The sequence below is a fragment of the Pedobacter soli genome, assembly GCF_900101435.1.
GTDB lineage: Bacteria > Bacteroidota > Bacteroidia > Sphingobacteriales > Sphingobacteriaceae > Pedobacter > Pedobacter soli.
Map to the genome: position 1 here is coordinate 139,178 of NZ_FMZH01000006.1, position 26,772 is coordinate 165,949.

Here is a 26,772-nt window from a genome sequence, read left to right on the forward strand (position 1 = left end):
TTTGTGTTTGTCATAAAAAACAAAAGAGTTTGGTTTAACCAAACTCTCCGTACCCAGAAGCAGATTCGAACTGCCACGCCGTTGCCAGCGCCACCCCCTCAAGATGGTGCGTCTACCAATTTCGCCACCTGGGTTTATGCTGCAAATATAATTTAATTTTGGATTTCCGAAACAATGATTTACAATTCTATTTTTAGCCCATCATAAGCCAAACGGATCGAATCGGGCAAGCTCCCTTCTACATCAGCATGTTTGCCCAGGTTATGGCTAATGTGCGTAAGGTAAGTTACTTCTGCTCCAACCTTTTCGGCAAAAGCCCTCGCCTCGCTTAATGTAAAATGCGAAATATGTGCCTCATTTTGTAAAGCATTAATCACCAATGTTTTTGTACCCTTAATTTTAGCAAAGCTCTCTTCCGAAACTGTTTTAGCATCGGTAATGTAGGTAAAGTCGCCAATGCGGTAGCCGCTAATGGGCAGCAAATGGTGCATCACCTCAAAAGGCGTTACCGTAGTCTCCCCTATTTTAAAATCTTCGCCATTGGTTACCGTATGCAGGTTAATCTGCGGTAAACCATGGTATTTCTTTTCGGCAAAAATGTAGTAGAACTCCCGCTTCAACGAAGTTTGCACCCTTTCGGTGGCATATACATCAATAACTTTGTGCAATAAATAATTAAAGGGCCTGATATCGTCTAAACCTGCAATGTGATCTTTATGTTCGTGCGTAAACAAAACCGCATCAAGGTCTTCAACTTTTTCGCGTAAAAGCTGGTAACGAAAATCAGGACCACTATCTACCACGATGGTTTTATCGGCCGTTTCTATTAAAATTGATGTCCTTAAACGCTTATCCCGCTTATCTGTAGAACGACAAACGTCGCATTTACAAGCGATTACGGGAACGCCTTGAGATGTACCTGTGCCTAAAAATGTGATCTTCAAATTTGCAGTTATAAAAGTGAATGGGCTATTTTGCTGCAATTTAAAGCTTTTTATTTAAATATCACTTTCGGTACAACACCTGTCCACGATTTTGGCAGTTTATCTTCCTTAATATCAAATAGCCTGGCCACAACCAGTGCCGTGTTTTTATTGCTGTTGTAAAAATCAGTTAGTCCCAGTTTTTTTATTTTAGGACCAACCGCAGCCCAGGGTACCTGCATTTCGCGCATACTGGTACCGCCATGACCTTTGTTAATGCCACCATGATCGGTAATCAGTAAAAAATGGGTATTTTTAAACAGATCTTTCGCCTTCAAAGCTTTAATTAAATCGCCTACCGCCACATCTGCTTTTTCAACCGCAGCAATATATTCGGGGCTCATCCAGCCAAAACCATGACCAGCATGATCGGTATGTACGCTATAGAGGAAAACCAGTGTAGGGTCTTTTCTATTTGCATCCATAAAATTAATAGCCTTCTCATAATTTTGGGTATAGGCATCTTTCTCCTCAAAAGCCGATTCGTCCAGGTATTTTTTGTTCATCGAATTTACCAGTTCAAGCCAGTTCCAGTAGTAGGCCGTTTTAACATTCGGCACCTGTTCTTTTAACACCTTAAATATCGAAGGATAATACCCCTCTGCATCTTTATCTATTGGCTCCAGTTCATGTTTAGCCACCGTCCAGCTATTGTTGGTTACACCATGCTCTTCGGGCCCTGAACCGGTTAAATGGCTAGTCCAGTTGGGCAAGGTTACCGATGGCATTACAGGCCGGGTGGTTACCGATACTACCCCATCGGCAAATAGTTTATCGATGTTCGGATGCTTAATCGTATTAAAACCTTCGGCACTAAAGCCATCAAAACCGATTATGACTACGCGCTGTGCTTGCTGTGCAGAAGCTCCGCTCACAATGGCAATTAATAAAAAGGCTAAAACTGTGTGTTTAAGGAAATTCATTTTCTTGTGTTCTGGTGAATACCAAAACTAGCAAATAGAAACAAAATAAGTAAACAATATTTAGCTAAACTAAACAAATCAATAATATTTTTACATTGGAACTTTAAAACGGTGCCTCAATTAAAATAATTCGGTTTGTTGCAGGGAGAGGTAAAACTGGCGTTGCTTTTCATCGAGCAGGTTTTCATCAGCGTTGGTTTGTTTCACCAGTGTTATCAGGGCAGCAATTTTGCCTTCGAGGTTCGAAAACTTGTTTACCACAATTACTTTGTTGTGCTCTAACACGCAAGAGCCACTCTTAAAGTTTCCTTTTTCGTAACGCACCTTGTAGCCCATCGCCAAAAGCAGGGTCTCCAGTTTCTCTAAAGTATGGTTGGTAAGTGGTAATGACATTGGTACAAAAGTAAACAATAGTTTGGAGGTAAGAAATGGTTAATTGGGATTATTGCTTAACTGTATAAACTGGTTAATTGGTTAACTGTGGCATTAGCAGGTTAATTATTTGAAAAGCAGGTTCCGGCACGTTTCGGCTCCGAAAGCCCCCTTAAACGTTACCCTGAACTTCCGGCTGGTCGGGCGGGTGATCCAGGGTCTCCTTGTATGATATGTAAGCAAATGAGAGATGCTGAAATAAATCCGATAACTATCGGATCAGCATGACGGCAAGGGGCTGCACCATTAGATCTGCACCCTGCCCTCCGGCATAGGAGATTTTCGCAGGAAAAAGCACGAAAAACTTTGCACTGCCTTTCATCCCCCCACTGCTCAAGGCAGGACCAAGCGCGTGTACTGGGCTAAGCGCGGGCAAGCGCATAGAAACTGCCGCCATTCAGGTTTTCGTAGGTTTTTACAAGAAAAGATCCAAGCCTTGATTTTTTGTTACTTTTTCATCAAGGAAAAAGTAAGAGCCCTTCGGCGGCGGAGAGCGGAGGCAAGCCAGTGCACAGGCATAACAGCGAAAGCAATATGATTCCCAACAAGTTGGAAATGACGGATCGAGGAAGAAAATAACGAATGTCCTTCGACAGGCTCAGGATGACAACTTAATAACGAGATCTTCAGCAATCAAGTGCGCGGGATGGAGATATAAAACAACAAAAAAGGTTCAGCTGTTGCCAGCTGAACCTTCCAGGTTTCATCCCGCATTTGCGGAAATAACAATTATCTTAAATCTACTACTTCAACACCAGGATATTTTTTGGCATCAAAAGCGAAAGTAGTTTCTGGTACATTTACATTTGGCGAAAAAGTTTTTACGTTGTAAGTGTATTTATTTCCGTTTTTATCAAACAATACCACATTGGCAATTTGTTTAGCCGCTTTATCGATACTTAAACGCACTTTAAAAATTGCTTTTTTAGCATCAACAGGCGTTAAATCGATCATCTGATAAGTTTTAGCACCTGCTTTTTCCTCACCAGTGTAAACATATTTAAATCCTTTTTCGTAAACGGTAAAGATTTTAGCCGGATTAATCGCATCGCCACTGTTATCTACATTGCTTACCTGTACTTCTTTATCTTTTTTCAGGTAAGTCCACTGGCTCTTGCCATCGCTAAACAACTCCTGGTTGGTCATGGCCACTTTATACTTGTTAGAGTTGGCTTTAACATATAAAGTACCTTGCTGCGTTTCTTTTACTTTAGCTTTCGGGTTATCCAAAGTGAAAGTAAAATCTGTTTTAACTACATTGTACGATTTGTATTTCTTACTTACCTCAGCTAAAATGGCTTTAGCTTTCGCATCAGTTTGAGCATAGGTTGATGTGGCGAAAGCGGCCACAACCATAAATGCTGATATTAATTTCTTCATCTTTTCTTTTTTAATTATCTTCTTTGAAACGTTAGAGTAGATTTTTTGGTATTGGTTTAATCTATCTAATCTTTATCATCCATACTGTTCAAGAACTGTTCCAAAGAATACTCGTCAGGATATAAAACTTCACGGGCCTTACTTCCTTCAAAGGGGCCAACAATTCCGGCAGCCTCCAATTGATCGATAATCCGGCCAGCACGGTTGTAACCTAATTTCAGTTTACGCTGAATTAAAGAGGTTGAACCCTGCTGGTGCATCACAATCAGCCTTGCAGCATCTTCAAAGAACTTATCGCGCTCATTAGGATCGAAATCGGTCTTGCTTCCCTCTCCTGCTTCATCAATATATTCTGGCAGCTGATAGGCGTCAGAATAGCCACGCTGGTTACCGATATATTCTGAAATACGGTCTACCTCAGGTGTATCAACGAAAGCACACTGTAGCCTGATTAAGTCGCTACCGGTTGATAATAGCATATCTCCACGACCAATCAGCTGATCGGCACCACCACTATCTAAAATGGTACGCGAATCGATTTTCGACAGTACCCTGAACGCCAGACGGGCCGGGAAGTTAGCCTTAATGGTACCGGTAATAATATTTACCGATGGACGCTGCGTAGCCAGCACCAGGTGGATACCAATGGCACGGGCCAGCTGAGCCAAACGTGCAATCGGTGCCTCTACCTCTTTACCAGCCGTCATCATTAAATCGGCAAACTCATCCACCACCAAAACAATAAATGGTAAAAACCTATGACCGTTATTTGGGTTCAGCTTACGCTTGATAAACTTATCGTTGTATTCTTTTAAATTCCTTACCTGTGCATCTTTCAATAAATCGTAACGCTGATCCATCTCAATACATAATGAGTTCAAAGTATTTACCACCTTTTTGGTATCGGTAATAATGGCATCGGCCTCGCCCGGAAGCTTAGCCAAAAAATGCCTTTCTATACGGTTAAAAAGGGTTAACTCTACTTTTTTAGGATCCACCAATACAAATTTTAACTGTGCAGGGTGTTTTTTGAATAAGAGCGAAACCAGGATGGAGTTAATCCCAACTGATTTACCTTGTCCGGTTGCCCCTGCTACCAGTAAGTGCGGCATTTTAGCCAAATCGGCAATAAATACTTCGTTACTGATGGTTTTACCTAAAGCAATTGGTAAATCCATGGTATTTTGCACCCATTTTTCGGTATTTAAAATGCTGCGCATTGGCACCATTTCGGGATGCTGGTTAGGTACTTCGATACCAATGGTACCTTTACCTGGCATTGGCGCAATAATACGGATCCCCAGAGCTGCCAATGAAAGCGCAATATCGTCTTCCAGGTTTTTGATTTTTGAAATCCTTACCCCTGGAGCCGGGATAATTTCGTAAAGTGTAACCGTTGGACCAATTGTAGCCTTAATCTTATCGATTTCGATATTGTAATGGTTAAGGGTTTCTACAATTTTATTTTTATTGGCTTCCAGCTCTTCGGCATTTACCGAAATTTTATTGGTGCCATAGTTTTCCAGTAAATCAACCGTTGGATATTTGTAGCCTGATAAATCGAGTTTTTCGTCATAATTACCAAACTGCTCAACCAAATCTTCAGATTTAACCTCTTCTTCGGTTTTTTCGATGGTAAAAGCAGGCTCTTTTTCTTCTTCCACTGTTGGCTCAACTACCAAAGGCATGGCCGCAGCTGCTGCACTGGCCAAGGGCAAATTGGTAGCCAAAGGCGATAAAACAACTGGTGGGGTTACTTCTTCTTCAGGTTCTTTTTCTTCGAAACGGCTAGGCTGTAAAGTTACATTTTGTGGCTTGCGCTCATTGCTAACAGGCTTATCGCGCACCGGGAATTCAATAGGTTCCGAAGGCTCTTCGTAAACATTTTCGCGGCCAGCGTGCTGTGTTCTCACTTCGTTTACAAAATCGGGCACTTCCGAATCGAGATAAACTTCTTTTTGTTTGCGCTCCGGGAATTTAAAATCAATGTTATAGGCAATAATTAAAATGGTTAAGCCAGCAAAGGCAATTAAGCCGGCAACCCCTGCTGCGCCAATTTGTGCAGCCAGTAATTTATTGGTCCAAAAACCAAATTCACCTTCGAGATAATGCGGCGACTCTGACCAGAAACTGTGTGCAAAACCTAAGGTTAGCGAAATAAATAACAAAAAGAAAAAGCTATAGCCTAATGTTTTCGAGATAGAAAGAATTTTAACTTTAAACAATAAGCGGTAGCCGATAATAAAAAAGGCAAGTACAAATAAGAAGGAGGCAATACCAAACCACTCGTAAATAAACTGATGCGAGAGTAAGGCACCAAATTTACCCAGCCAGTTTTGTACAACCGGGGTAGTTACACCTGCATTTTTCAGTTCTTCGCTGGTTTTAAACAAGTTTCCCCAACCGCCATTTGCATCAATTACATAACTCTGGTCATCTTGCCAGGTAAATAAATAAGAAGTAAAGGCAATTAAAAAATAGAGGGAAAGGATTACAAAAAACAGTCCCAAAATCTTTATTGCGCGTCCATCCGATAGATCGAATTGGGGCAGAAACTCCCTTTTTTCTTTTGGCTGGCGGTTTGATGTCCCCCTGCCCGATGCATTTTCAGCACCTTTATCTCTGAATGTATTGGTTTTAAACTGGTTACCCCTTGCCGACATTTTCTATCCTAAATAATTATTGATCAACAAATATAAAATAACTGATACGAGTTTTCTATTCCCCATTAAATTAAATAAAAATATTCGTTGGGGCATTAAACCTTAAACACAAAATAGAGTCTATTATTTTAACAACACGCAAGTTGTTACGTTTTATCATAAATGAAACGGATTTTGTTTTAGGTTTTATCCCGTTTGACCTGGAGAGGTGAGACGGGATTTTTTTTTATAATAGAACAAACCTGAAAAGTTAGTGAGCGATATTATTTTGAAAAGCAGGGTCCTGCACCTGTTGTGCTTAGGATTTAAAAATCGCACAGGTTTATCAGTATCGATGTTGTTTTAAAAGTTATGAGGTTTATGTTGTAACGGTGGGTTTTGCGTTAGGGATTGAAAGGGTTTAGTACCGATTCTTCATCGGTACCGGAGCGCAGCGCAGCCCTGTAAAGCCCGACCCTTTACCGATTTTTCATCGGAAAGGGTAACGCCCATATTCATAATGGTCTGCAGGTTTTGATTTTTGTTAATTTGCCCTACACTATATATATTTAGGCATTAAAGTTTACAATTCTTTAATTTTTGTTAATTTAAGTCGATTTTTATACAACATTATGGGTATAGCGCAGCTAGAAGAACAAATTGAAGCCGGCAACTTAAATGCGGTAAAGGAAATTTTGGTACAAAACCCCAGATTGGCCGTTACCGATACATCGCACCATATTTCGCCATTATTATTGGCCTGCTACTACAAGAAACAGGATATTGCCGATTTAATTGCAGAATTTGTTGATGATCTTACGCTTTTCGAAGCCTGCGCAGTAGGTAAATTTGATGCCGCTACCTTATTGATTTTTCAAAAGCCCGAAAGCATTAACGATTTCTCTGACGATGGCTTTACGCCTCTGGGTCTGGCATGTTATTTCGGGCACGAAGATTTAGCCCGGTTTTTAGTGTTAAAAGGGGCAGATGTAAATTTAGCATCGAAAAACGGATTTAATGTTTTCCCGATCCACTCGGCCGTTGCTGCCAACAATTTCAACATTACCAAAATGCTTTTAGATGCCGGGGCCTACCCTAACGTTTGCCAAAAAGCAGGCTTGGCACCATTGCACAGTGCTGCACAATTGGGTAATATTGAACTGATTATTCTATTGCTGGAGCATGGTGCAGAAGTAACTTTACGCATGGAAGGCGGTAAATTACCTGCCGATTTGGCTGCCGAGAAAGGCTTTAACGAAATTGCTGAAATTTTAAGAGACGACGATTAGGTCAGTTTACAATTTTCAGTAATCAGTTATTTATAATTAAAACTGCAACTTTGAATTGCTAACTGCAAACTGAATACTGCCAACTGTGAATTGCAAACTGAGAACTGCTAACTGTTAACTGAAACCTACTCCCAGATCCTTAACCGCATTCTCTTCATATAAGAGCGGATATCGAGCACAACTGCAGCTAAAAAATAGAATAAGATGGGAAAACCCACTGCTAAAAAAGAGGAATAGATAAAGAATAAACGGACTTTTGCCGTACTCATGTGTAGCTTATTAGCCAGATAAGTAGAAACACCAAAACTCTGCTGCTCAAAATAGGTAATAATTCTTTGAAACATTTTAAGCTTATTTTAACACGCTTTAATTATCATATCAACAGATAAAATAATAAATAACCAACGTTACAACATTGATTTTCTTATTCTAATTTAGAAATAATAATTGGTAACACACAAGTTATTGGCTGAATTATTCCAAAACCAGCTTTTCAAAATCCTGTTTATCTTCGTGTTTAATGAAAAGAATCTGCTGTTCTTCCAATCCCGAAAATTTCTTAACCAGTTCGGCTTTAAATTGATGCAGATCGACATTCTTATCCAGAATAACCGTTAAGGCATCGGCATTGCCCCTAACTTCGATAATCTGATCGGGATAAAGTTCTTTTAATTCGTGCGGAAATTCCATAATAATCAAACGGTTAGGATAAACATTTTTAAGCCTGTTTTAAAATCTTAATACCAATACCACAAGTTAAACATTTTTTCTGATCGCAATATTGTTTTTTCAGCTGTAAAATACCTTGCGAGGCAAATGCATTTTCAATTTGAACCCCTGCAGCAATAAATTTCCCGGTTATGGCATTTTCTTCAGCGGGCAGGCTTTCTAACAATTTTATGGCCCTACTCTGGTAAAATTGGGTATCGGTGTATTTGCCATAGGCAAACAAAAACAAGGCTACCGTATTTAACAAAATATTATCGACAGATGTTTTGCCAATTTGTGTTTTTACACCAACAGCTTCTTTTTTAAAATGGTAATGCGTTTTCCAGTAATCGTTTACGGGTAATGCATCGAATAAAGTATGTAAATCGGCTACCTTTTTGATTTCGATAATTTTAGAAAAAAGGTGGTTTGATTTTATAATTAAAGCAGCAAATTGTGCAAGTCTGATGGTTGGAAAATTCTGGGGGCGCATGCGCATAAATTTCCATATCGATGCTTCTAGTGGTTTAATACGGTATTTCTTTTGCAAAAATTCAAACTCGGTTTTCAACTTTTGCGGGTAAGTTTCGGTAAACTTATCCTTTAAAAATCCGGCAGCACCAAAAACCAGGGCCTCAATCTGTAACGGATTATTTTTGTGTTTGGCATAAATATTTTGCGGAACAGCCTTGGCCAGCAGCTCAAAAGGCAAAGCATTTACCTTAAAGCCAAAATTGCGCGCCATAAAACGGTAAAAGGTTTCGTCCCAATCTCCCTTCATTTCGCTCAAAGTTTCATTAACAGCCAGTGTTTTCTCTTCGAAACGCGCTACGAGGGTTCTCGATAAAAAAGAATCGACAATTAGCCGGTCTACCTGCCCAATCTGCGCTGCACAGGGAAAATCGGTTAGGGTTAAAAAGAGATTTTCATATTTGTTGATTAATTCCTGTTTAATCCGGCTTTTCAGTTCTAAAACGGGCAATACTGTCCCGTCAATGCGTTTAATCTCGGCATCGTGCTCATAAACCACATGGAGAATCACATTTTCGTAGCTCTGATCGCTTTGGTGGTTGTGTTTTAACCAATCAGACGATTTAAGGTGAATTTCGACATTTCCGGCCCAAAGGGTATCTCCTATTTTAATTTTGGCATGGCTAAAATCCGGACCTGCATTTCGGTTGAGTAATCCGGGATGGATGATTTCCAGATTTTCGCCAGCAGAGGTTTGCAGCTCGCTATAATCAAACGACCTGAACTGCCACACATAATGAAGAAAATCTTCCGGAAAATTCATTATGGAAGATAAGGAATTTATTTGGCGATAACTAACTTATAAGTTTAAATTTTGATATCTGGAAAATCCGTAAATAGTGACACTATAATAGATTGCTTCCCCGAAAAACGGGGCAGGCTGTCGTTCCTCCTCGCAATAACGTGAGTGAGTCGTCATTGCGAGCCGATTTTTCATCGGCGAAGCAATCTCATAAAGTTGATATAAATCTTAGGAATCGGATAATAAAATTATACCAATCCTGCCTTAATCAAAATCTGCTCCATTTCCTTTTGCAGTTTCAAAGCCTCTTCTCTGGCTCTTTCGGCAAAATCTTCACCCTGGCTGGCATAAATAATTCCTCGCGATGAGTTAATCAGTAAACCACACTGTGCATTAAGGCCATATTTGCAAACCTCATTTAAATCGCCACCTTGTGCACCAACACCTGGCACCAAAAGGAAATGATTGGGTGCCAGTTTACGTACATCACCAAAGGCTGCACCACGGGTTGCACCAACTACGTACATCATTTGCTCATCAGTAGCCCATTGCTGCGAAGTTTTAAGCACTTTTTCGAAAAGTTTGTCTTCTCCAATTTCCTGCAACTGAAAATCGGCATGGCCAGTGTTTGATGTCAACGCCAAAAGAATAACCCATTTGTTTTCGAAAGTTAAAAAGGGAGTTACCGAATCACTTCCCATATAAGGTGCAACGGTAACCGAGTCAAAACTCATTTCAGACGATGCTGCATTAAAAAAAGTTTCGGCATACATGGCAGAGGTGTTTCCTATATCGCCACGTTTGGCATCGGCAATAGAAAAAGTATCTTTTGGAATATATTTCCAGGTTTCGATCAGGGTTTCCCATCCTTTTTTACCATAACACTCGTAAAAGGCAGTATTGGGTTTGTAAGCCACACATAAATCCCGGGTTGCATCAATAATCTGTTTATTGAATTCTAAAATCGGATTTTCATATTTTAAGAGGTGTTTTGGGATCTTATCCAGTGCAGAGTCTAATCCGACACATAAAAATGAACGTTTTTTTTGAATTTGCTCGAAAAGTTGTTGTTTGGTCATATATGGGCTTATTTGCTGCAAATATGAAGATTTTTAAGCTTTCTGAATAACAAAATCAGGCCTTTGCAAATTATTTTTATAAACATTTTAAACTTTTGTTTGCAGATTACGTTTCAAATACATACAATTGCATCATAATTTCTCAACCGTTTATCTGAATATCCCAGAAAAATTTATCAAGATTTATTTTTTGTTACCATTTTTTAAAAGCAAGGTTTGCTTTTTATTCAGCTTATAAACAATATAAAACAATTTGAGTATTTTCTAAAAACAGGCTCAATTCGGTTTTATAGCCACAAGAATTTATATACAATGAAATAGTTTGGCTTACCTTAACAGAAATATTTTTAGGCCTGCACAGATTTTATAACAGCATATGTGCGTTATAAGCAAATGAAAAATTTCTTGAAACATATATATTTAGAATGTTCAGCAAAACAGAATTAAATGATAAGCTCACAACAGAATTACGTGAGCTGGCAAAAACCTATGGCATCGAAGGTGCCGACTCCCTTAGAAAAATAGACCTTGTTGAAGTACTTTTACACCAGCAAGAAATTATAAATGCTGCTAAATCAGCCGGCGACCCTTATGCCGATAGCGAACCCGTAGCAGCAGCACCTGCACCAAAAGCTAAAGCTGCAAAAGCAGAAAAAACACCAAAAATTGCAGCTGCAGTAGCAGAAGCAGCTGCTGTTACACCAGAAAAACCGGTAAAAAAGAGAGCGAGGTTACCTAAAGAAGAAACCGCAGCAACTCCGGTGGCTAGAAAAAGAGAATCGGTGACACTTTTCGACGAGCCGCAGCAACCAGAACGCCAGCCCGACCGTGTTTTTGAAGCAGAAGAAAGTGTAAAACCAATTTCGGCTTTAATTGAAGAAAGTGCAGAAGTACTTCCGGTTGCACCAAAGGCAAAGCACGAGCAGAAGGAAAAGCAGGAGAAACCAGAAAAACCGCAACGTGATGAAAACCGCCAGCAAAAACAGCCTGGCGGAGGTAACCACCACAAAAACGAAAACAGTTATTCTAACTTAGATTTCGATAACGTAATTACAAACGAAGGTGTACTGGAAATTATGCCTGATGGTTACGGTTTCTTACGCTCGGCAGATTACAATTACCTTACTTCTCCTGATGATATTTATGTATCACAATCGCAAATAAAACTTTTTGGCTTAAAAACAGGTGATACGGTAAAAGGTAGCATCCGTCCGCCAAAAGAAGGCGAAAAATATTTTCCATTGGTACGCGTAGAAACCATTAATGGCAGAGTTCCTGCAGATGTACGCGACCGTGTTCCTTTTGATTACTTAACACCGCTTTTCCCGACTGAAAGATTAAACCTGTTTACGGATACGAACAACTATTCTACCCGTATTATGGATTTATTTACACCAATTGGTAAAGGTCAGCGTGGTTTAATTGTTGCGCAACCTAAAACAGGTAAAACCAATTTATTAAAAGAGGTTGCCAATGCCATTGCCAAAAACCACCCTGAGGTTTATTTAATTATCCTTTTAATTGATGAGCGTCCGGAAGAGGTTACCGATATGGCCCGCAGTGTAAGAGCAGAAGTAATTGCTTCTACTTTTGATGAGCCGGCAGAGCGCCACGTTAAAATTGCCAATATCGTATTGGAAAAATCGAAACGTTTGGTAGAAAGTGGTCACGATGTGGTAATCCTTTTAGATTCGATTACACGTTTAGCCAGAGCTTATAACACTACTGCTCCTGCATCTGGTAAAATTTTATCGGGTGGTGTTGATGCCAATGCTTTACACAAACCAAAACGTTTCTTTGGTGCGGCACGTAACATCGAAAATGGTGGTTCGTTAACCATTTTGGCTACCGCTTTAACCGATACCGGCTCTAAAATGGACGAGGTAATCTTCGAAGAATTTAAAGGTACGGGTAACATGGAACTTCAGTTAGACCGTAAACTATCGAACAAACGTATTTTCCCTGCAATTGATATTACTGCATCGAGCACACGTCGCGACGATTTATTACACGACAGGGATACCCTGCAACGTGTTTGGATTTTACGCAACCACCTTGCCGATATGAACAGCCAGGAAGCGATGGAATTTGTTCAATCGCAAATTAAGGGCACAAAAAGCAACGAAGAATTCTTAATTTCGATGAATAGCTAAATAAAGTTCAGCGTTTGGAGTTTGGCGTTACGCGTTCCAATCTCCAAACGCTTAGCGCTTACCGCCATGCTAAAAAAAAACATCCCTAACGCGATTACCTGTGCAAACCTTTTTTCGGGTTGTATCGGAATCGTTTTTGCGTTTAAAGGCGATTTACAAACCGCAGCTTACTTTGTGGTATTTTCGGGTATTTTCGATTTCTTTGACGGTATGGTGGCCCGTTTGCTGAATGTAAAATCGGCCATTGGCAAAGACCTCGATTCTTTAGCAGACATGGTGAGTTTTGGCTTTTTACCGGGGGTGGTTATGTTTCAACTCTTAAAATTAAGCGATTACCCTTCTGAATACCTGCCTTACCTGGGCTTCATTATTACTGTTTTTTCGGCGCTTAGGTTGGCTAAATTTAACAATGATGCCCGCCAAACAGAAGATTTTATTGGCTTAAACACGCCTATGAATACACTGTTTATCTGCTCTTTACCCTATATCGCAGTAGATTATCCGCAGGTGGTTTATTCAAGCATATTGCTGATTGCGATTACTGCCATAACCAGTTTGCTGCTAGTAAGCGAAATCAGGATATTCTCTTTAAAATTCAGCGATTTGAGCTGGGCAAAAAACAAAATCAAGTTTATCTTTTTAATATTATCGGCCTTGTTAATTGCTTTCTTGAAATTTGCAGCAATCCCTTTTGTACTGGTGCTTTATATTGCATTATCGCTGCTGTATTTTAAAGATAAACCGATGCCGGAAAAGAATTAATCAGCTTCGCTCCTTTTTGCTTCCAATCTGTCTTTTTCGGCCTCAATCAATTTATTAATTTCGGCACTTTGCGCTTTTAGGGTTTGAATATCAGCTGGTATACTGGCTAATTCAGTTCTGTTTTGTGCTTTTTGCTCTATTTCCTGCACCAAATCCCTGACATCAGGACAACCCACATAAGCAAAAATGGGCTTAATTTTATGCGCATAACGAGCCACTTTATCCCAATCCGGTTGGTTTAAGGCATGATCCAATTCTTCGAAATAAACGGGCATTTGCTTTAAAAAAGTTTCAAATACCTCGATTAATCCTTCAACATCATCGCCTACCATATTAATCACATACGAAAAATCTAAAACACGTTCTTGCATCGGCTTAGCTTTATGGATTATAATCTTTTAACGGGTAATGGATCGTTAAGGCTTTGGCTAATGCTTAACATGCTTTGCCCCAATACCGGATGAATCACTTCTGGCGCAATTTCTGCCAGCGGCTCCATTACAAACCTCCGGTTTTGCATGTGCGGGTGCGGCACCTGCAGTTTATCTGGAATATCGATAATTTCATCGCCAAAAAGAATCAGGTCGATATCAATTAAGCGCTCACCCCATTTATCTTTTCTTACACGACCCAGCTCTTGCTCAATGGCCAAAGCTTTTGTTAAAACCTCTAAAGCAGTTAAATTGGTTTGGAGCGCTACAGCCTGATTTAGGAAAGCAGGCTGATCTGTTTTACCCCAGGCGGCTGTTTCGTACAAGGCCGAAACCGAAATCACCTCACCTACCTGCGCACTTAAAAGCGTAATGGCTTGTTCCAAATTGGCTTCCCTGTCTCCTAAATTTCCACCCAGTAACAAATAAGCCGTACTGCACTCTAAAGCCTTATTAAGCATCATGTATTTTTATATCTTTACAGCACAAAACTAAAACATTTAAATGAGAGAATTCTTTAAGTATTTATTTGCCTCTATGTTGGGCTTTTTCTTATCGATGGTAATTATCTTTATTATCTGCTTCGTAATCGTTGTAGGCGTAATTTCATCAATCGATAATGATAAAACCGTTATTGTATCCAACAACTCGGTACTGTTCTTAAATTTAGATCAGGCTATTACCGAACGTACCCCTAAAAATCCATTCGGCAATTTGCCTATTGTAGGTGGCGAAGAGAAAGATGGTATTGGTTTAAACGATTTCCTTAAATCGGTACAAAGAGCCAAAACCGACGATAACATTAAATGTATTTACCTGAATGTAAGCAGTCCGAATGCTGGTTTTGCTACCCTGCGCGAGGTAAGGAATGCGTTGATCGATTTTAAAAAATCGCACAAAAAAATTATAGCCTACAGCGAGGTTTATACCCAGGGTGCTTACTATTTGGCATCAGTTGCCGATAAGGTATACTTAAATCCCGAAGGTGCTTTAGAATTTAAAGGTTTTAGCTCTGAACTTACCTTTTTTAAGGGAACTTTAGAAAAAGTAGGGGTAGAAATGCAGGTTATCCGTGTTGGAAATTACAAAAGCGCTGTAGAACCGTTTATTTTAGATAAAATGAGCGATTATAACCGCAAACAAGTTACTGCTTATGTGGGTGGCTTATATAACACTTTCTTAACTGATATTGCCCAAAGCAGAAATATCGTGAAAGATAGCCTGAACAGCATTGCCGATAATTACAGGATACAAAAACCTGAGGATGCGGTTAACTTTAAAATGGTTGATGCTTTAAAATACAAAGACCAGATTTTAGAAGAATTAAAAGGCCTTTCGGGACGTACACGTGGCGAAAATATCCGTACGGTTACCATTAACGATTACGCCAAAAACAATACGAATACAGGCACCGGAAAAGATAAAGTAGCTGTAATTTATGCCAATGGCGAAATTAGCGGTGGCGAGGGTAACGATAATCAGATTGGCTCAGAGCGTATTTCGAGAGCAATCAGAAAGGCGCGTTTAGACGACGACATTAAAGCTGTTGTAATCCGCGTAAACTCTCCAGGCGGTAGTGCATTGGCTTCTGATGTGATTTGGAGAGAGATTGTACTGACCAAAAAAGAAAAACCGGTTATTGCATCCTTCGGCGATGTGGCCGCATCAGGTGGTTACTATATCGGCTGTGCTGCCGATAGCATTTTTGTGCAACCCAATACCATTACCGGTTCTATTGGTGTGTTTGGCATTATCCCGAACTTTCAAAACCTGATGACCAACAAACTGGGAATTACTTTCGACGGCGTTAAAACCGGTAAATACGCCGATATTATGGCTACTAACCGCCCCATGACGGCCGGAGAACGTTTTATTATCCAAAATGAACTGAACCGGATTTACAGTGGTTTTGTGAGCCGTGTGGCCGATGGCCGTAAGAAAAGTAAAGCTTATATCGATAGCATTGGTGGTGGCCACGTTTGGATCGGAACCGATGCCGTTCAAATTGGCCTCGCCGATAGAATTGGCAGTTTTAACGACGCCATAAAAGCTGCAGCAAAAAAAGCGAAACTTAAAGATTATAGAGTAGTAGAATACCCTGAGGTGATTGATCCATGGAAATCGTTAATGGACGAAAGTACCGATAAGGTTAAAACCTATTACACCAAACAGGAACTTGGCGAAAATTATTTCCTTTACCAGCAAATGAAAAAGGTATTGGCCAGCTCGGGTATCCAGGCCAGGATGCCGTTTGAAGCTGTTATTAAGTAAAACCCAGACCTCGCAGGTTTTTAAAACCTGCGAGGTCTCACTTAAAAAGCAGCGCTAACTACTCAATCATCTTCCACTCCGGATGCAATGTAACATAAGTGGAATTAACAGGAGTGTTCTCTGCATGAACTGTTAAGGCTACACTTTTCCCCTTTAAAAATTCGAAACTGATTCCGCTTTTTTTCGAATCGTAAACCATCACCGTATCTTTTTGTGCATTCAAATAACCTGTAACCTGCTTCAGATCCGGAAATTTCGATTGTAAGGCACTTAACGTATTGCCAAGCGCAAAACCATCGGCGGTTTTAAATTTATCGGAAGTAACTCTGATTTGTTTAACCTCCTTTACACGCATACTGGTATCGCGGTACGCTGAATAAACCGCGATTTCATTTTTTTGTCCTCCGGTCGAATCATTCCCATACCAAATTCCCCAGGCTTTACCCATGGCTGCATCGCCGGCATCGGCCTTGCCTAGTTTTTGCCCCACCAGCTCCATATCGGCTCCGATAGCAATTTCGCCAACCGAACGCCCGGCTACAACTAAAAAACGCTGATCTGTAGTTTGCCCGGCAACAGTAGAAACCTGGGTTAACGAGTCGTTTTGTTCGGCCTGCCTGCGATTAGCAGACCGACAGGCTACAACACTTATACTTAGGCCTAAAAGGATAAATTTTATCGATTTCATTTCTATTAAACAATGCCCGGGCTAAATTGTGTTTATAAAATTAGCAGCGCTTGATCGTAATTTGAGGCTTTATTTTCTAATTTTACAGCTTATGGAAAATAAAACCATCGCCCGTACTTTACGCCTCTTATCGCAGTTAATGGAATTGCATGAAGAGAATCCTTTTAAAATAAAATCGATTGCCAATGCTTATTTTAAGGTAGATAAACTGCCTTTTGCATTAAAAGATAAGCCTATAGCAGAAATTGATAAAATTGATGGGATAGGAAAAGGACTGGCTTCAAAAATTATCGAGCTACTCGAAACCGGCCAGCTGAAGGAGTTAAACGAAATTGTACAGCAAACGCCAGAGGGCGTAGTAGAAATGCTGGGGATTAAAGGCATTGGCCCGAAAAAAATCCTCATCATTTGGCGCGACCTTGGTATCGAAACCATCGGCGAATTATATTACGCCTGTAACGAGAACCGCCTCATCGAAGCCAAAGGTTTCGGTTTAAAAACCCAGGAAGAAATTAAAAATGCCATTGAGTTTAAACTGGCTGCCAACGGGCGCTTTTTATATGCCCAGGTTGAAGGTTTTGCGCAAACCTTATTTACCCAGCTATCCGAGTGGTTGGGAAAAACCGATAAAGACTCGCTTTTAGGCTTTGCAGGCCAGTATCGCCGTGCCTGCGAAATTATTGATGAACTCGAAATTGTAATAGGTGCAGATCACATTGAGGCTGTTAAACTTAACCTACCCGCTTTTGAACCACTTACACTTATAGAAACCGAAAATGCTTTTATCTGCACTACCGAAGCTGGTTTCAGGATAAAAATACATGTTGTTGAAAAAGCCGTTTTCTATTTACAATGGTTTAAATTAACCGGCAATGCAGAACATGTGGCAAAGGTTTTAGCCTTAGCAGGCGAAGGACCATTCGCCAACGAGGAAGAAATTTACAGCAAGGCGGGTTTATCCTTTATTTTACCAGAGCTTCGCGAAGATTTCGACGAAATTGAGCTGGCCAAAACCAATCGGCTTCCAACCTTAATCCGCTACGAAGATTTGAAAGGCAGTTTGCACAACCACTCTACCTGGAGTGATGGGGTGCATACACTGGAGCAAATGGCTCTTTATTGTAAAGACAACCTGAACCTGCAATACCTGGGGATTTGCGATCACTCTAAAACTGCAGTTTACGCCAAAGGTTTAAATGAGCAGCGTGTTTTTGCACAGCACCAGGAAATTGACGAACTGAATAAAAAGCTGGCACCATTTAAAATTTTTAAAGGTATTGAGAGCGATATCCTGAGCGATGGTTCTTTAGATTATTCGGATGATATCCTTAAAACTTTCGATTTTGTTGTGGCCTCTGTACACAGCAATTTACGCATGGATGAAGCCAAGGCAACTGCGCGTTTGTTAAAAGCTATTGAAAACCCTTACACGACCATTTTAGGTCACCCTACCGGCCGTTTGTTACTGAGCAGGGCCGGCTACCCCATTGATTACAAAAAAATTATCGATGCCTGTGCAGCCAACAAAGTAGTAATCGAAATCAACGCCAACCCGCTACGTTTAGATTTAGACTGGCGCTGGCACCGTTATGCACTCGAAAAAGGCGTTTTATTATCGGTAAACCCCGATGCACACCGTACCGAAGGTTTCCATGATATGCATTATGGTATGCTGGTAGCCCGTAAAGGTGGTTTAAGCGCCGATAAATGTTTAAATGCTTTTACTCTGGAGGAGATTACTGCGTATTTTGATAGTAAGAAGGGTTAGGGGTTAGCGGTTAGTGGTTAGTGGTTAGCGAAAAAACAGCGCCTAAATGATGTTATTTTAAATTTTAAGAAATAAACCTGTTCAATCGACCCTTAAGAAAAAAATCTGTACAACCGAATAATCTGTGCCATCGTTTTAATCGGTGTAATCAAACCCTAAGAAATCTTTTAATATCTTTGCCCCATGATAAGTGAAATTGCCAACCGCATATTTAATGAAGTAATTACAGACTACCACAAGTTTGATGACATTGACCATCCGGTTGAAAACCCATACGATGCTGAAAGTTTAGAGCATCTTTTTTACGTTAAAAACTGGATCGATACTGCACAATGGCACATGGAAGATGTGGTGCGCAATCCACAAATTGATCCGGTTGAAGGTTTAAGCTGGAAAAGGCGTATTGATGCGCAAAACCAGGTCCGTACCGATATGGTAGAGTTTATAGATGGTTATTTCCTGAATCTTTATCAAGGTGTTTCGGCTTTGCCTGATGCAAAAATCAATACCGAAAGTCCGGCCTGGGCTATCGACAGGCTTTCTATCCTGGCATTAAAAATTTACCACATGCAGGAAGAAGCAGAACGCGAAAGTGCATCTGCCGAGCACCGTGCCCAATGCCAGACCAAACTCAATGTATTGTTATCGCAGCGTGAAGATTTATCGACCAGCATAGATGAATTACTGGCTGATATTGAAGCGGGTAAAAAATACATGAAAGTGTATAAACAAATGAAAATGTACAACGATCCGAGCTTAAATCCGGTGTTGTATAATAAAGCATAAAGACTAAAGCTGAAAGGCGAAAGCGAAATAAAAAATTAATCAATCTCAAAGACACAAAGAACACGAAGAAAACCTGGTGCTTTTTGTGTCTTTGTGATAAAATAACACTATGGCCGCAACCCAAAAAATTATCGTTTTACGTTTTTCGGCTATGGGCGATGTAGCCATGGTGGCTTCTGTTTTAAAGGAATTTACAGCAGCGCACCCAGGTGTTGAACTGGTTATGGTAAGCAGAGCTGCCTTCAAACCTTTTTTTGATCGCATACCCAACCTCATCTTTCATGCGATTGAACCCAAAACCATTCACAAAGGAATTAATGGTCTCTATAAACTTTTTCAGGAACTTCGCGGCTACAAACCTGTAGCAATAGCCGATTTACACGATAATTTAAGGAGCAGAACCATTTCTACCTTTTTCCGTCTGGCTGGCACTACGATTAAACGCATAGATAAAGGCAGGGCTGAGAAAAAGGCTTTAACACGTGCTACAAATAAGGTTTTTAAGCCTTTAAAACAAACAGTAGAGCGTTATGCCGATGTTTTCAGGGAGTTGGGTTTTACGCTGAAACTCAGTCAGCAAATCAATAAATCTGCACAGCTTATACCAACTAAGGCCCAAATACTGTTTACCAATAATGCCACAAAAAAAATTGGCATCTCCCCTTTTGCACAACACATGTATAAAGTTTACGATCTGGCCAAAATGGAAAAGGTAGTCGCCTCATTGAGCAATCAGGGTTACCAGCTTTTTATTTTTGGCGGCGGTAAAACTGAACAGGCAATTGCCGAAGAATGGGCAAAAAAGCATATCAATACCCATAATTTAATCGGCAATTACAGCCTTACCGAAGAATTAGCCATTATTTCCAACCTCGATTTGATGCTAAGCATGGATTCGTCTGGTATGCACATGGCCTCATTGGTTGGTGTACCTGTAGTTTCCATTTGGGGTCCTACCCATCCTTATGCAGGTTTTCTGGGTTACGGGCAATTGGAACGCGATTGTATTCAAATTGATCATCCGGCACGGCCAAATTCTATTTATGGAAACAAACCCTGCCTTTGTGGTGTTGAAAACTGTATAGATTTAATCGAACCTGAAACTATTGTCAATAAAATTAAGGAGAAACTAAATGGCTAAGCAATTACTATTGGTCCGTCACGGAAAATCGGATTGGGGAAATTTAGACTTAAAAGATTTCGACCGGCCTTTAAATAAACGCGGTAAAGAAAATGCACCGGAAATGGCAGAACGCCTGGTGAATAAAGGTTTTAAACCCGATTTATTGGTGAGCAGCCCTGCAAAAAGGGCAAAATCTACCGCTAAATACTTTGCCGAAGCCTATGGTTTTGAGCAAATACAATACGAAACCTCTATTTACGAGGCCAATACAACCGCTTTACTTAAAGTAGTTAATGATTTGGACGATAGTGCCGATAAAGTACTGATGTTTGGACACAACCCCGGATTTACCGATTTTGCCAACGAACTTAGCAATGCCGACATTTACAATATCCCTACTGCCGGGATGGTATTAATTTCTTTCCCATTCGACTCGTGGCAGCTGGTAAGCAGAGGTACCGGCGATTTGGTGTTTTTTGATTACCCGAAGAATAGCGATGAAGTTTAGATTGTTTCAATCATCAATTTCCAATTAATCAATTTATGCATTTTAGCCACGGATGCACAGATTAACACAGAAAGAATAGTCCTCGTTAGCAACGAGGATTAGTGAGGTCCGCATTTTTAATGCGAATAAAGGTCCCTAATGGCTATAAAATCATCATGATCTTGCATCCCGATTGCCAATCGGGACGATAGTGGAATAACCGGATTTAGCCTAAATAAGCCGTTTGCAGGCCGAAGAACTACCATCCATTTTTAAATAAACCCGGTAGTAGCGGCAGCTCCCGATCCTTCATCGGGACTATAGCGAATAACGGGGCTAAAGAGGCTAAGAATTACTGACAATCATTTCCAAAAAATATTGCATCAATTTAAAATATCTCAAATCAGATACGGATATCACAAATCAAATAATTTTATTACCTTTGAATACATAATAACGAAAAGTCCGGCAATTAGACATTTCGGTGAATTCATAACCTAAACTCTTCTGGTTGTTTCATAATTCGTATCGCCGGAATATTTATCCATTAATTTATCTATACATGAGTTTTGATTATAATACTACGCGTAGCCATTTAATTTTATCGGAATATGGCCGCAACGTACAAAATATGGTGAAGTATATCTGCGAATTGCCAACCATAGAAGAACGTAATAAATATGCCCAGGCGGTTATTGACCTGATGGGCTTTTTACAACCGCATTTACGCGATGTTGCCGATTTTAAGCATAAACTTTGGGACCACCTGCACATTATTTCTGGCTATCAGATTGATGTAGACAGCCCTTATCCGAAGCCTTTAATCGAAAATGCTTACATTAAACCAGAGCCGCTTGCCTACCCGCAGCAACGTATTACCTACAAACACTATGGTAAAACCGTTGAAAACTTAATTGAAAAAGCCATGCGCGAGGAGAATCCTGAAATTAAGAAAGCCATGGTACAGAGCATTGCCAACTTTATGAAAATGGCTTACGTTACCTGGAATAAAGATAATGTAAGTGATGATACAATTATTAAAGACCTGCGTTACCTTTCTGGCGGTTTATTGGAACTTGAAGAAGGCGTTAACCTGGCCAAAGTAGAATTCAGGGCGCAAAATCCTCGTCAAAACAATAACAACAACAATAACCGCGGCAGAAGCAACAACAATAACAACAACGGCAAAAACCGCCAAAACAATAATAACAACAATAATCGTCAACGCAACAAACCCAAATATTAAGGTATAGGGTAAAAGGCAGAAGGCGAAAGGTTAAAATATCGATGCCCAATATAATTACTTGATACTCGATTCTAAATTTTTAAAAAATATATGAACGCATTTGAAATAACAGGCGGAATTAAATTAAAAGGCGAAATTACCCCTCAGGGAGCCAAAAATGAGGCTTTACAGATTTTATCGGCGGTGTTGCTGACCGAAGAGAAAGTAACCATCAGTAATATCCCTGATATTAAAGATGTAAACAAACTGATTGAACTACTGGGCGATTTAGGTGTTACCGTAGAACGTATCGACAAAGACACTTACACTTTTGAGGCCAAAAACATCGATTTAAACTTTTTCGAATCGGAAACTTTTAAAGCTAAAGGTGGTGGTTTACGTGGTTCGATTATGATTGTTGGCCCGCTATTGGCCCGTTTCGGTAAAGCAGCAATCCCGAAACCAGGCGGCGATAAAATTGGTCGCAGAAGGTTGGATACCCACTTTATCGGCTTCGAAAAGTTAGGTGCCAAGTTTGTTTACGACAGCAAAAAATCTTTCTTTAATGTTGATGCTACCAATTTACAGGGTGCCTATATCCTGCTTGATGAAGCATCAGTAACCGGAACAGCAAACATTGTAATGGCTGCTGTTTTAGCTAAAGGTACTACTACCATTTACAATGCAGCCTGCGAACCCTATTTGCAGCAACTTTGTAAAATGCTGAACCGCATGGGCGCAAAAATTTCGGGTATTGGTTCAAACCTGCTTACCATTGAAGGCGTTGAGGTTTTAGGCGGAACTGAGCACAGAATGTTGCCGGATATGATTGAGATTGGTTCATTTATCGGTATGGCCGCAATGACTGAATCGGAAATTACAATCAAAAATGTATGTTATGATGAACTTGGTGTAATTCCGGAAGTTTTCAAAAAACTGGGCATCAAATTGGAGCGCCGTGGCGATGATATTTATGTGCCTTCGCAAAAACACTACGAAATTGACACCTTTATTGATGGTTCGATTTTAACCATTGCCGATTCTCCTTGGCCAGGTTTTACACCAGATTTATTAAGTATCGTTTTGGTTGTGGCTACACAGGCGAAAGGAAATGTATTAATACACCAGAAAATGTTCGAAAGCCGTTTATTCTTTGTGGATAAACTGATTGACATGGGTGCACAAATCATCCTTTGCGATCCGCACCGTGCTACAGTTAATGGTATTGATAAAAAATACAAATTGCGCGGTATCAGCATGACTTCACCTGATATCAGAGCTGGAGTTTCCTTATTGATTGCTGCCCTATCTGCAGAAGGTAAATCGACCATTTACAACATCGAACAGATTGAACGTGGCTATCAGGATATCGACACCCGTTTACGTGCCTTAGGCGCGCAGATTAAGCGTGTGAATGCCGATGCACCAAGCCATTAAAGGTAGAGGGTTGAAAGGCTGAGGGTGGAAGGTTGAAAGCGGAAAGCGGAAAGCTTAAAGACTAAAGACCAAAGCTTAAAGCAAAAACGCCAGCATAAAAATTATGCTGGCGTTTTTTATTAACAATTTACTAGAATCGTCATGCTGATCCGATAGCTATCGGATTTATTTCAGCATCTCTCCCATCGGTCCGCTTCTCCACTGACCAAAATCTTTCTAGCCCGAAATCGCATTAATAATATCGTACTGGGTAATAATTTCAATCTTACCGGTTTCATCTTCAACCAATACCGCCGAATTTTCTTTGTTAATTAAAGACGAAATTTTATCGATAGAAGTATTTAGATCAACAAAAGGAAAAGTAGCCGTCATGATTTCTGAAATCGGAGCTGATTTTAATCCCGGATTTTCGAGCAGCGCAGATAAAATATCACTCTCAGCAATTTTACCTACAATCATTCCCTGCTGGGTAACCGGAATTTGCGAAATATTCATCGATTTAATGGTATTAATCGCTTCCAGAACCGATTTTTGCGCATCCAGGGTCACAATTTCTGTACTCTCCTTTTTAGCAAGGATAGATTTGGCTGTTAGTTTTTCGTCTTGTAAAAATCCGCGTTCGCGCAACCAGTCTTCGTTATACATTTTACCCATGTAGCGACTTCCGTGATCGTGAAAAATCACCACTACCACATCTTCGGGTTTTAATTTATCTTTTAACTGAATTAAGCCACCAATGGCAGCGCCAGCAGAGTTACCTACAAAAATTCCCTCTTTACGGGCAATGTCGCGGGTCATTAAAGCAGCATCCTTATCGGTAACCTTTTCGAACAAGTCGATAACATCAAAATTTACGTTTGCCGGAAGAAAGTCTTCGCCAATGCCTTCGGTGATGTAAGGGTAAATTTCATCTTTATCAAAAATGCCGGTCTCTTTGTATTTCTTAAAAACCGAACCATAGGTATCTATTCCCCATACCTGGATATCTGGATTTTTCTCTTTCAGGTATTTTCCTGTTCCGGAAATGGTACCACCTGTACCCACGCCAACTACCAGATGTGTAATTTTACCTTCGGTTTGTTCCCATATTTCAGGACCTGTCTGCTCGTAATGGGCCTGCGAGTTAGCTAAATTATCGTATTGGTTGGGTTTCCACGAATTGGGCACCTCGCGCTCCAGGCGCGAAGAAACAGAATAGTAAGAACGTGGATCTTCGGGTTCAACATTGGTAGGGCACACAATAACATCGGCACCAAAAGCACGAAGCGCATCAACTTTTTCTTTCGATTGTTTATCGGTTGTGGTAAAAATACATTTGTAACCTTTAATAATGGCCGCCATGGCCAGGCCCATCCCTGTATTTCCCGAAGTTCCTTCGATAATGGTTCCTCCTGGTTTTAGCTTACCACTTTTTTCGGCTTCTTCTATCATTTTAACCGCCATACGGTCTTTAATAGAATTGCCAGGGTTGGTAGTTTCTATTTTGGCCAGAATTGTACCCGGAACATGCTTAGTAATTGTATTTAATTTCACTAATGGCGTATTGCCAATTGTTTCTAAAATATTATTGTACCACATGTTACAAAACTAAGCAAAGGCAATAAGTATTTTATTAACTAATATTTATTTGAAACATAATTTTAAAAAATCAATTTTCAAAAAATTTAATTCTATAATCTATAATTATGATAGGCATTATAGATTGATTATTGGGCAAAATGCAATATTACCAGTCTCAGTCAAACCATTTTACAGGGTTTATCTGAGTTTTTCAGCGCTCAAATGAGCATAATAAACATGCTTTTTCGAAAAATTAAAGCAGTTTATAAATTTTGCCAGGTAAGGAAACAATAATGCCTTGCATTTCGAGCGTGAGGATTACAATGGCCAGTTTGCTTTGCTGCATCTGGGTGGCCAGTGCAAGCTCATCAATAGAAAGCTGACCGTTTTGCAAGGCATCTACTACCTTCTGTTCGTTAGGAGTAAGACTTAGCTGTAATGTAGCCTGTACTTCAGTTTTCTTTTTGGGTATTTCCTCATCCCAGCCTAAATAATAAATCAAATCTTTAGGGTGATTAATTAAACCTGCCCGGTTGGTTTTAATAAGGAAATTACAGCCTTCAGAATATGCATCATTGGTGCGCCCCGGAAAAGCATACACATCCTTATTGTAAGAATTGGCAATTTCGGCTGTTATTAATGCGCCCCCTTTGATTGATGCTTCTATTACCACGGTTACATCAGCTAAGCCAGCAATAATGCGGTTGCGCTGGGGAAAGTTTTGCCGGTCGGGATTGGTTAAAATTGGAAATTCTGAAAGCAGCCCCCCATTTAATACCATCTTTTGTGCTACTGCCTTATGCACCTGAGGATACAAACGGTCTAAGCCATGGCCCAGCACCCCAACTGTTGGCATTTGGTTGGCAAGGCATTCTTTGTGTATGGCAACATCAACCCCATAAGCCAGACCGCTTACCACCAAAACGTTGTAAGGTGCCAGCACCTCGCAAAGTTGTTTGCATAGGTTACGACCATAATCTGTTGCATTTCTGGTGCCAACAATACTGATAATTCTTTGCTGGTTTAAATCGGCATTGCCTTTAAAATACAGCAATATGGGCGCGTCATAGCAGTTTTTTAATCGTTTTGGGTAGTTCGGTTCTGAAAAAAACAATACCTCAATGCCATGCTTTTGTACAAAAGCAAGCTCTTCTTCGGCGCGCACTAAGGCATCGGTTGCTAAAATAGCATCGACAGTTTTTGGACCAATACCTGGAATTTGCAGTAATTGTTTTTTCGATGCCGAAAATACCGCTTCTGCACTACCACAATAGGCCAGCAGGTTTTTAGCCGTAACTGGGCCAATAGATTTAATAAATGTTAAGGCAATCTGGTGAAGTGTACTCATAGTATAAGGTTAAATAAATGCGGG

At 40.2% G+C, this 26,772-nt stretch carries 24 protein-coding genes and 1 tRNA gene; 10 read left to right on the top strand and 15 right to left on the bottom strand.

Going from position 1 to position 26,772, the window contains the following annotated elements:
• Positions 1-50 precede the first annotated feature (50 nt).
• The 6 genes from BLR37_RS14520 to BLR37_RS14550 all read right to left on the bottom strand — a co-directional run bounded on the left by BLR37_RS14520 (position 51) and on the right by BLR37_RS14550 (position 6,381).
• A tRNA-Leu gene (locus BLR37_RS14520) sits at positions 51-134 on the bottom strand.
• 45 nt (positions 135-179) lie between these two features.
• Positions 180-944 (bottom strand): MBL fold metallo-hydrolase, encoded by a 765-nt coding sequence (locus BLR37_RS14525; protein ID WP_090770089.1) that lies wholly within the window; start codon positions 942-944, stop codon positions 180-182.
• A 50-nt stretch (positions 945-994) separates the two neighbouring features.
• Entirely contained in the window at positions 995-1,906 is a 912-nt protein-coding gene (locus BLR37_RS14530) for an alkaline phosphatase family protein (protein ID WP_090769754.1), read from the bottom strand.
• A 120-nt stretch (positions 1,907-2,026) separates the two neighbouring features.
• Positions 2,027-2,299 (bottom strand): hypothetical protein, encoded by a 273-nt coding sequence (locus BLR37_RS14535; protein ID WP_039483096.1) that lies wholly within the window; start codon positions 2,297-2,299, stop codon positions 2,027-2,029.
• 768 nt (positions 2,300-3,067) lie between these two features.
• Positions 3,068-3,718, bottom strand: coding sequence for an outer membrane lipoprotein periplasmic chaperone LolA1 (gene lolA1 / locus BLR37_RS14545; RefSeq protein ID WP_039482439.1), 651 nt, complete (start codon positions 3,716-3,718; stop codon positions 3,068-3,070).
• A 65-nt stretch (positions 3,719-3,783) separates the two neighbouring features.
• Positions 3,784-6,381, bottom strand: a complete 2,598-nt coding sequence (locus tag BLR37_RS14550; RefSeq protein ID WP_090769758.1) for an FtsK/SpoIIIE family DNA translocase — start codon at positions 6,379-6,381, stop codon at positions 3,784-3,786.
• Between the two features lie 611 nt (positions 6,382-6,992).
• Here BLR37_RS14550 and BLR37_RS14555 point away from each other — a divergent pair.
• Positions 6,993-7,649: an ankyrin repeat domain-containing protein gene (locus BLR37_RS14555; RefSeq protein WP_090769760.1), complete on the top strand. Its 657-nt coding sequence runs from the start codon at positions 6,993-6,995 to the stop codon at positions 7,647-7,649.
• Between the two features lie 125 nt (positions 7,650-7,774).
• Here the strand turns inward: BLR37_RS14555 and BLR37_RS14560 are convergent, their stop codons facing one another.
• The 4 genes from BLR37_RS14560 to pyrF form a co-directional block, all read right to left on the bottom strand.
• Complete coding sequence (locus BLR37_RS14560) at positions 7,775-7,993, bottom strand: PspC family transcriptional regulator (RefSeq protein WP_090769762.1); 219 nt, start codon at positions 7,991-7,993, stop codon at positions 7,775-7,777.
• 130 nt (positions 7,994-8,123) lie between these two features.
• A complete protein-coding gene (locus BLR37_RS14565; protein WP_039482425.1) occupies positions 8,124-8,339 on the bottom strand; it encodes a hypothetical protein in 216 nt (71 codons plus the stop codon).
• A gap of 28 nt (positions 8,340-8,367) precedes the next feature.
• Positions 8,368-9,651 carry a DUF2851 family protein gene (locus tag BLR37_RS14570; RefSeq protein ID WP_090769764.1) on the bottom strand — a complete coding sequence of 428 codons (1,284 nt, stop codon included), beginning with the start codon at positions 9,649-9,651 and terminating at the stop codon, positions 8,368-8,370.
• 227 nt (positions 9,652-9,878) lie between these two features.
• Positions 9,879-10,709, bottom strand: a complete 831-nt coding sequence (gene pyrF, locus BLR37_RS14575; protein ID WP_090769766.1) for an orotidine-5'-phosphate decarboxylase — start codon at positions 10,707-10,709, stop codon at positions 9,879-9,881.
• A gap of 425 nt (positions 10,710-11,134) precedes the next feature.
• Here pyrF and rho point away from each other — a divergent pair, with 425 nt between their 5' ends.
• On the top strand, positions 11,135-12,862 hold the full coding sequence (gene rho / locus BLR37_RS14580) for a transcription termination factor Rho (protein ID WP_090769770.1): 1,728 nt from the start codon (positions 11,135-11,137) through the stop codon (positions 12,860-12,862).
• Between the two features lie 66 nt (positions 12,863-12,928).
• Positions 12,929-13,624 (top strand): CDP-diacylglycerol--serine O-phosphatidyltransferase, encoded by a 696-nt coding sequence (gene pssA, locus BLR37_RS14585; RefSeq protein WP_090769772.1) that lies wholly within the window; start codon positions 12,929-12,931, stop codon positions 13,622-13,624.
• Here pssA and BLR37_RS14590 read toward each other — a convergent pair.
• A complete protein-coding gene (locus tag BLR37_RS14590; protein ID WP_090769774.1) occupies positions 13,621-13,995 on the bottom strand; it encodes an Hpt domain-containing protein in 375 nt (124 codons plus the stop codon). The genes pssA and BLR37_RS14590 overlap by 4 nt on opposite strands.
• Before the next feature lie 17 nt (positions 13,996-14,012).
• A complete protein-coding gene (gene folK / locus BLR37_RS14595) occupies positions 14,013-14,519 on the bottom strand; it encodes a 2-amino-4-hydroxy-6-hydroxymethyldihydropteridine diphosphokinase (protein ID WP_090769776.1) in 507 nt (168 codons plus the stop codon).
• 40 nt (positions 14,520-14,559) lie between these two features.
• Here folK and sppA point away from each other — a divergent pair, with 40 nt between their 5' ends.
• Positions 14,560-16,326, top strand: a complete 1,767-nt coding sequence (gene sppA, locus BLR37_RS14600; RefSeq protein ID WP_090769778.1) for a signal peptide peptidase SppA — start codon at positions 14,560-14,562, stop codon at positions 16,324-16,326.
• 58 nt (positions 16,327-16,384) lie between these two features.
• On the opposite strand, the gene BLR37_RS14605 is transcribed toward sppA, so the two are convergent.
• Positions 16,385-17,014, bottom strand: coding sequence for a hypothetical protein (locus BLR37_RS14605; RefSeq protein ID WP_090769780.1), 630 nt, complete (start codon positions 17,012-17,014; stop codon positions 16,385-16,387).
• Positions 17,015-17,105: 91 nt separating this feature from the next.
• Between BLR37_RS14605 and BLR37_RS14610 the strand changes: the two genes are divergently transcribed.
• The 6 genes from BLR37_RS14610 (at position 17,106) to murA (ending at position 23,840) form a co-directional block, all read left to right on the top strand.
• A complete protein-coding gene (locus BLR37_RS14610; protein ID WP_090769782.1) occupies positions 17,106-18,782 on the top strand; it encodes a helix-hairpin-helix domain-containing protein in 1,677 nt (558 codons plus the stop codon).
• A 183-nt stretch (positions 18,783-18,965) separates the two neighbouring features.
• Positions 18,966-19,568, top strand: a complete 603-nt coding sequence (locus tag BLR37_RS14615) for a DUF4254 domain-containing protein (RefSeq protein ID WP_090769784.1) — start codon at positions 18,966-18,968, stop codon at positions 19,566-19,568.
• A 109-nt stretch (positions 19,569-19,677) separates the two neighbouring features.
• Positions 19,678-20,709, top strand: a complete 1,032-nt coding sequence (locus BLR37_RS14620) for a glycosyltransferase family 9 protein (RefSeq protein WP_090769786.1) — start codon at positions 19,678-19,680, stop codon at positions 20,707-20,709.
• Positions 20,702-21,199, top strand: a complete 498-nt coding sequence (locus BLR37_RS14625) for a SixA phosphatase family protein (RefSeq protein ID WP_090769788.1) — start codon at positions 20,702-20,704, stop codon at positions 21,197-21,199. Before BLR37_RS14620 ends, BLR37_RS14625 begins: the two co-directional genes overlap by 8 nt.
• 541 nt (positions 21,200-21,740) lie before the next feature.
• Complete coding sequence (locus tag BLR37_RS14630) at positions 21,741-22,424, top strand: DUF4290 domain-containing protein (RefSeq protein ID WP_090769790.1); 684 nt, start codon at positions 21,741-21,743, stop codon at positions 22,422-22,424.
• 90 nt (positions 22,425-22,514) lie between these two features.
• Complete coding sequence (gene murA / locus BLR37_RS14635; RefSeq protein WP_039482374.1) at positions 22,515-23,840, top strand: UDP-N-acetylglucosamine 1-carboxyvinyltransferase; 1,326 nt, start codon at positions 22,515-22,517, stop codon at positions 23,838-23,840.
• A gap of 216 nt (positions 23,841-24,056) precedes the next feature.
• On the opposite strand, the gene BLR37_RS14640 is transcribed toward murA, so the two are convergent.
• Complete coding sequence (locus BLR37_RS14640) at positions 24,057-25,418, bottom strand: pyridoxal-phosphate dependent enzyme (protein ID WP_090769792.1); 1,362 nt, start codon at positions 25,416-25,418, stop codon at positions 24,057-24,059.
• A gap of 235 nt (positions 25,419-25,653) precedes the next feature.
• Positions 25,654-26,748, bottom strand: coding sequence for a DNA-processing protein DprA (gene dprA, locus BLR37_RS14645; protein WP_090769795.1), 1,095 nt, complete (start codon positions 26,746-26,748; stop codon positions 25,654-25,656).
• Between the last annotated feature and the right edge of the window lie 24 nt (positions 26,749-26,772).

Excerpts from the sequence above, each read along its gene's own strand:
- BLR37_RS14615 (WP_090769784.1), top strand. The coding sequence starts at position 18,966 with ATGATAAGTGAAATTGCCAACCGCATATTTAATGAAGTAATTACAGAC.
- pyrF (WP_090769766.1), bottom strand. The coding sequence starts at position 10,709 with ATGACCAAACAACAACTTTTCGAGCAAATTCAAAAAAAACGTTCATTT.
- BLR37_RS14630 (WP_090769790.1), top strand. The coding sequence starts at position 21,741 with ATGAGTTTTGATTATAATACTACGCGTAGCCATTTAATTTTATCGGAA.
- BLR37_RS14570 (WP_090769764.1), bottom strand. The coding sequence starts at position 9,651 with ATGAATTTTCCGGAAGATTTTCTTCATTATGTGTGGCAGTTCAGGTCG.
- rho (WP_090769770.1), top strand. The coding sequence starts at position 11,135 with ATGTTCAGCAAAACAGAATTAAATGATAAGCTCACAACAGAATTACGT.
- BLR37_RS14530 (WP_090769754.1), bottom strand. The coding sequence starts at position 1,906 with ATGAATTTCCTTAAACACACAGTTTTAGCCTTTTTATTAATTGCCATT.
- BLR37_RS14555 (WP_090769760.1), top strand. The coding sequence starts at position 6,993 with ATGGGTATAGCGCAGCTAGAAGAACAAATTGAAGCCGGCAACTTAAAT.
- murA (WP_039482374.1), top strand. The coding sequence starts at position 22,515 with ATGAACGCATTTGAAATAACAGGCGGAATTAAATTAAAAGGCGAAATT.
- pssA (WP_090769772.1), top strand. The coding sequence starts at position 12,929 with ATGCTAAAAAAAAACATCCCTAACGCGATTACCTGTGCAAACCTTTTT.
- lolA1 (WP_039482439.1), bottom strand. The coding sequence starts at position 3,718 with ATGAAGAAATTAATATCAGCATTTATGGTTGTGGCCGCTTTCGCCACA.
- BLR37_RS14550 (WP_090769758.1), bottom strand. The coding sequence starts at position 6,381 with ATGTCGGCAAGGGGTAACCAGTTTAAAACCAATACATTCAGAGATAAA.
- BLR37_RS14640 (WP_090769792.1), bottom strand. The coding sequence starts at position 25,418 with ATGTGGTACAATAATATTTTAGAAACAATTGGCAATACGCCATTAGTG.
- sppA (WP_090769778.1), top strand. The coding sequence starts at position 14,560 with ATGAGAGAATTCTTTAAGTATTTATTTGCCTCTATGTTGGGCTTTTTC.
- BLR37_RS14620 (WP_090769786.1), top strand. The coding sequence starts at position 19,678 with ATGGCCGCAACCCAAAAAATTATCGTTTTACGTTTTTCGGCTATGGGC.
- dprA (WP_090769795.1), bottom strand. The coding sequence starts at position 26,748 with ATGAGTACACTTCACCAGATTGCCTTAACATTTATTAAATCTATTGGC.
- BLR37_RS14590 (WP_090769774.1), bottom strand. The coding sequence starts at position 13,995 with ATGCAAGAACGTGTTTTAGATTTTTCGTATGTGATTAATATGGTAGGC.
- BLR37_RS14535 (WP_039483096.1), bottom strand. The coding sequence starts at position 2,299 with ATGTCATTACCACTTACCAACCATACTTTAGAGAAACTGGAGACCCTG.
- BLR37_RS14605 (WP_090769780.1), bottom strand. The coding sequence starts at position 17,014 with ATGAAATCGATAAAATTTATCCTTTTAGGCCTAAGTATAAGTGTTGTA.
- BLR37_RS14610 (WP_090769782.1), top strand. The coding sequence starts at position 17,106 with ATGGAAAATAAAACCATCGCCCGTACTTTACGCCTCTTATCGCAGTTA.
- BLR37_RS14565 (WP_039482425.1), bottom strand. The coding sequence starts at position 8,339 with ATGGAATTTCCGCACGAATTAAAAGAACTTTATCCCGATCAGATTATC.
- BLR37_RS14560 (WP_090769762.1), bottom strand. The coding sequence starts at position 7,993 with ATGTTTCAAAGAATTATTACCTATTTTGAGCAGCAGAGTTTTGGTGTT.
- folK (WP_090769776.1), bottom strand. The coding sequence starts at position 14,519 with ATGATGCTTAATAAGGCTTTAGAGTGCAGTACGGCTTATTTGTTACTG.
- BLR37_RS14625 (WP_090769788.1), top strand. The coding sequence starts at position 20,702 with ATGGCTAAGCAATTACTATTGGTCCGTCACGGAAAATCGGATTGGGGA.